At 45.9% G+C, this 5,047-nt stretch carries 6 protein-coding genes and 1 pseudogene; all 7 read right to left on the bottom strand.

Annotated elements, in window-relative coordinates; all coding sequences use genetic code 11:
* Positions 1 to 100: 100 nt before the first annotated feature.
* On the bottom strand, positions 101 to 1,399 hold the full coding sequence (purB, locus tag GMD1S_RS09930) for an adenylosuccinate lyase (RefSeq protein ID WP_000610724.1): 1,299 nt from the start codon (positions 1,397 to 1,399) through the stop codon (positions 101 to 103).
* Positions 1,400 to 1,569: 170 nt separating this feature from the next.
* Positions 1,570 to 2,148, bottom strand: coding sequence for a hypothetical protein (locus tag GMD1S_RS09925; protein WP_000031524.1), 579 nt, complete (start codon positions 2,146 to 2,148; stop codon positions 1,570 to 1,572).
* A gap of 24 nt (positions 2,149 to 2,172) precedes the next feature.
* Complete coding sequence (locus tag GMD1S_RS12680) at positions 2,173 to 2,301, bottom strand: hypothetical protein (protein WP_272942513.1); 129 nt, start codon at positions 2,299 to 2,301, stop codon at positions 2,173 to 2,175.
* 1 nt (position 2,302) lies between these two features.
* The gene (gene purK / locus GMD1S_RS09920; protein WP_000099072.1) at positions 2,303 to 3,394 is read right to left on the bottom strand and encodes a 5-(carboxyamino)imidazole ribonucleotide synthase; all 1,092 of its coding nucleotides are present in this window, start codon (positions 3,392 to 3,394) and stop codon (positions 2,303 to 2,305) included.
* On the bottom strand, positions 3,381 to 3,869 hold the full coding sequence (gene purE, locus GMD1S_RS09915; RefSeq protein WP_000805605.1) for a 5-(carboxyamino)imidazole ribonucleotide mutase: 489 nt from the start codon (positions 3,867 to 3,869) through the stop codon (positions 3,381 to 3,383). Before purE ends, purK begins: the two co-directional genes overlap by 14 nt.
* A 28-nt stretch (positions 3,870 to 3,897) precedes the next feature.
* Positions 3,898 to 3,990 (bottom strand): annotated as a pseudogene (locus GMD1S_RS12725) (phosphoribosylaminoimidazole carboxylase); the annotation flags it as partial.
* 286 nt (positions 3,991 to 4,276) lie between these two features.
* Positions 4,277 to 5,047 (bottom strand): phosphoribosylamine--glycine ligase (gene purD, locus GMD1S_RS09910; protein ID WP_000000294.1); only part of this gene is annotated, 771 nt, incomplete at its 5' end.

Genomic DNA, 5,047 nt, shown 5'->3' with positions numbered 1-5,047 from the left:
GGCGACTCTAGCAGCCTACGGACTGACTAAGAGAAAAGAAGACTAAGATTCTTCTAAGAGAATACAAAAAAGCGAGATTGAATCTCGCTTTTTGTTATGATTAGTCACCAAGTCCGATACGTTCAAAGATATCCTCTACTCGTTTAGTGTAGTATGCAGGGTTGAAGATTTCGTCGATTTCTTCTTGAGTCAGACGTGAGGTTACTTCTGGATCGGCTTCCAAAAGTGGTTTAAAGTCTACTTGGTTGTCCCAAGAGTAAGCTGTTTTTGGTTGCACCAAGTCATAGGCTTGTTCACGCGTCATGCCTTTTTCAATCAAGGTCAACATCGCACGTTGGCTAAAGATAAGACCGAAAGTTGAGTTCATGTTGCGGATCATGTTTTCTGGGAAGACCGTCAAATTCTTGACGATATTTCCGAAACGGTTGAGCATGTAGTCGATCAAAATAGTCGTATCTGGTGTGATGATGCGCTCAGCTGATGAGTGAGAGATGTCACGTTCGTGCCAAAGGGCTACGTTTTCATAGGCCGTCACCATGTGACCACGGATAACACGCGCAAGACCTGTCATGTTTTCAGAACCGATAGGGTTGCGTTTGTGAGGCATGGCTGAAGACCCTTTTTGACCTTTGGCAAAGAACTCTTCTACTTCGCGTTGCTCAGATTTTTGAAGACCACGAATTTCAGTCGCCATACGCTCGATAGAAGTTGCGATGCTGGCAAGAACTGCGAAGTACTCAGCGTGAAGGTCACGAGGAAGCACCTGTGTAGAGATTTCTTGAGCACGGATACCGAGTTTGTCGCAGACGTATTTTTCAACGAATGGTGGGATGTTGGCAAAGTTACCAACCGCACCAGAAATCTTACCAGCTTCCACACCAGCAGCCGCATGTTCGAAACGCTCGATGTTGCGCTTCATTTCGCTGTACCATGTTGCCAATTTAAGACCAAAAGTCGTCGGTTCCGCATGCACACCGTGGGTACGCCCCATCATGATGGTGAACTTGTGCTCCTTGGCCTTGTCAGCGATGATGTTGGTGAAGTTTTCAAGGTCACGACGGATAATGTCGTTGGCCTGCTTGTAGAGGTAACCGTAGGCAGTATCCACCACGTCGGTAGAAGTCAAACCATAGTGAACCCACTTGCGCTCTTCACCAAGAGTCTCAGAAACCGCACGCGTGAAAGCCACCACATCGTGACGAGTCTCTTGCTCAATCTCCAAAATACGGTCGATGTCAAAGTCAGCCTTTTCACGAATCAAAGCCACATCTTCCTTAGGGATTTCTCCCAACTCAGCCCATGCCTCGTCAGCCAAGATTTCCACCTCAAGCCAAGCACGGTATTTATTTTCTTCACTCCAAATATTCGCCATCTCAGGGCGAGAGTAACGGTTGATCATTTTTGTTTAAATCCTTTCTTTTTGATGTTTCACTTAGGTGGGGCGGACGCCAGCAAACCTTCGGTTTCATGGCTAATTGTTGAGCCTAAGGTCTCAACAATTCCGTCGCTTACGCTCTCCCCACGGCGTGAAACATCTGGTGAGTGACCTACGGTCACTACTGCTTTGTTCTAATTTTCTAAATCTCTATTCAAATCATTTATCAATGCTTTAAGTGTTAATAGAGCACCTAGCACAAACTCACTATTCACTTCCTGAACTTTTATTTTCAAATCTATTAAAATCCTTGCTGCCTCAGAAAGAAGTTCTTTTTTTGCCTCATTTCTACTAACTTTATTTTTAGAAGAAAGTATCAAACCAACTATTCCTCCGACTGCAGCTAATGCAGCTGGAATAACCAATATCGTTCCCAGACCTGCTAACATTCCTCCGCCAAATACAGCTCCTATACCCGCTAAACCACTAGTAACTACTGCTGCCCCAGCTGTTCCTTCAGCAGCCATTAAAGTAATAAGACCAAACCCACTAACAACACCTAAACCTCCTCCAGCAGTGGCACCTAAAGCACCACCAATTTTATCAGCATTAGATTTACTATATTTAATTCCATTCTCAATGAGTTCACGAATTTTTTCATCTTCAATTTCAGTTATCTTAGTCAATTTGCCTTGAGCAATTTTTTCTGAAATGGTAATAATTTCTCCCGCAGCAAGAAGAGTTTCTTTAGAATTAAAAATTTCTTTTGACATTGTGTATCCTTTATATTGTATAAACTAATCTTCCAAGGCACGTCTAAGTTCTTCTTCCGAATAACCAAATGTGTAATCTTCATCCATTCCGTTAGATAACCAAATATCCGCAGCATCATATACATCTAATGATTCATCAAATTCTTCTGTCATTTCAAAAATCAATCCCTTTCCCAAACTCAACCACACTATCCGGTACATCACTAAACAAGGTCACGTGTCCCATCTTGCGGTTGTGCTTTGCTTCTATTTTACCATACATGTGGAGGTGGGCGCTTGGATTTTCTGTGACATATGTTTCTGCAGCCTCGACGTGCTGGCCGAGGACATTGAGCATGACGGCTGGGGCATGCAGGTGGATAGCTGGCAATGGTGCTCCCAGAACACCGAGAATATGGGTATCAAACTGCGAGAAGTCACAGGCTTCAATCGAGTAGTGGCCTGAATTATGTGGACGTGGGGCAATCTCGTTGACGATGATATTATCAGCCGTCGCAAACATTTCCACGCATAGCGTTCCAGAAAGGTTCAGTTGTTCTGCGATTCGCACGGCCATAGCTTTGGCTTTCTCAGCTAAACTTTCCGAAATGCGAGCTGGCACAATGGTTTTTGAAAGAATGTTGTTGCGATGAATATTTTCCTGAACTGGGAAAGCCGTCACATCCTTACCATTTCCTGATACGATGACAGAAATTTCAAGGTCGAAGTTAACAAATTCTTCCAAGACACAGTCTGCTGAGTCAGCGAGTGCATAGGCTTCTTCCAATTCTGCTTCTGAGCGAATGACCTTTTGCCCATGCCCATCGTAGCCACCGGTCGCAGTCTTAAGGACATAGTTTTTCGACAGGTCGATATCTGCCAAGTCTTGACTTGAAGTCACAACCTTGTAGGGTGCCACAGTGACTTGGGCCTTGTTTGCGAGAAAGTCCTTTTCAAAGATGCGATTTTGAGAAATGCGGAGCAAGTCAGTTCCTTGTGGGAGTTGTCCATCCTTGATAACGGCATCCAAACCATCGGCGTCGACATTTTCAAATTCATAAGTGAGAACATCACATCGATCCGCCAACTGACGAAGGGCGTCCACATCATTATAAGGAGCTACGATGATTTCCGCCACACGGGAGGCTGGACAATCCGCCGCAGGATCCAGCGCGATAACCTTGTACCCCATGTAGATAGCAGAAATGGCCATCATCTGACCCAGCTGACCACCACCGATAATTCCGATTGTTTTAGATGAGCTCATTTGTAGACTCCTCTGCTATTTTTCCTTGCTCTTCTGCGAAATCAGCCAAAGCTGTCGCAATAACCAGGTCCTCTACTGAAAGGAGACGGAGGGCAAAGAGGGCCGCATTTGTCGCTCCAGCTTCACCGATAGCCATAGTCGCAACAGGCACACCACCCGGCATCTGTACGATAGAGTAGAGCGAGTCTACACCACTAAGAGCACGAGATTTGACAGGTACACCGATGACAGGAAGGGTTGTTTTAGCTGCAACCATACCTGGCAAATGGGCTGCCCCACCTGCACCTGCGATAATGACCTTGATACCACGGCTACGAGCTTCCTCCGCATGTCTGAACATGAGATCTGGTGTCCGGTGGGCAGAGACAACCTTCTTTTCGTAGGCTACACCGAAGCGGTCTAGGACTTCGGCGGTTTTTTGCATGGTTGCCCAGTCGGATTTTGAGCCCATAATAATGGAAATTACTGGTTTCATTTCTTCTCCTTTTTCTTCCTTTCAACAATCACCTTAGGTTGTGAGGGACGGCAGCAGCCACCAAAGGTGTCTCATGCCTAAATCGGAAGCCCAAGGTCTTCCGATTTCCCTGAAGGCTTGGCTAACAAAGCCAAGCCTTCTTTCACAACGGCGGTGATTGCTCTATATTAGCTCGCTAATGCTCGCAAACCATACGACCATTAACGTATTTTGTGAATTTTTATTTTTCTTTTTAATAATCGTCTAATGTAGTGCGGACGTAAGCGAACGCTTGTGGCGTTCCATTACTAAAACTGGAGCCTAGGTCTCCAGTTTTCCGCTCCTAGTAGCAAAGCTACTAGGAGTTCCACTACTGCGACGATTATTCTATAGTGGCTCGCTTTCGCTCGCCATGGCAAATATGTCTGTTAATCTTTTATGGCCTTGCTTCCGATATCTGTTCGGTAAAAGAGGCCTTCTGTTTTTTGTTGGGAGAGTTCTTGGTAGATGGTTTCTTGGGCTTCTTTGACGGTATCTGCTGTGGTGACGAGCATATAGACACGTCCACCATTTGATAGCAGCGCTCTGCTATTTTCCGCAAACTTAGCTCCAGCATAGTAGGTGATAATGTCGCCTTCGGTCTTGGATGGAAGCTTAACACCTTTTTCATAGTCTAGCGGGTAGCCCTGGGATGCGACAACCACACCCAGAGTCACACCCTTGTCCGTCCACGTGATGTTTGGCTCCTTGCCATCGAGAATATCCGTGATATTTTGCGCAAAGTCAGATGTCAAACGAGGCAAGATAATCTGAGTTTCGGGATCTCCAAATCGAGCGTTAAACTCTATAACCTTCGGACCGTCAGCAGTCAAAATAAGCCCTGCGTAAAGGACACCAAGATACGGACGACCTTCTTTTATCATTCCTTTAAGAACTGGCTTGACAATAGTCTCAACCGCCGTATCAACCACGCTCTGTGGCAAGTGAGGAACTGGCGCATAAGCTCCCATACCACCCGTGTTAGGGCCCTTGTCGCCGTCATAGGCACGTTTATGGTCCTGAGCCGTTGGCATGATGTAGAACTTGTCCCCATTGACAAAGGCAAAGAGAGAGAACTCTTCTCCGTCAAGGAATTCCTCGATGACCACACGCGCACCTGAGTCACCAAATTTATTGTCCAAAAGCATCTCGTGAGCGGC

Source organism: Streptococcus sp. GMD1S (genome assembly GCF_000296875.1).
Classification (GTDB): Bacteria; Bacillota; Bacilli; order Lactobacillales; family Streptococcaceae; genus Streptococcus.
Note: the sequence above shows the minus strand (reverse complement) of the source record. Positions and strands in the feature narration are given on the sequence as shown.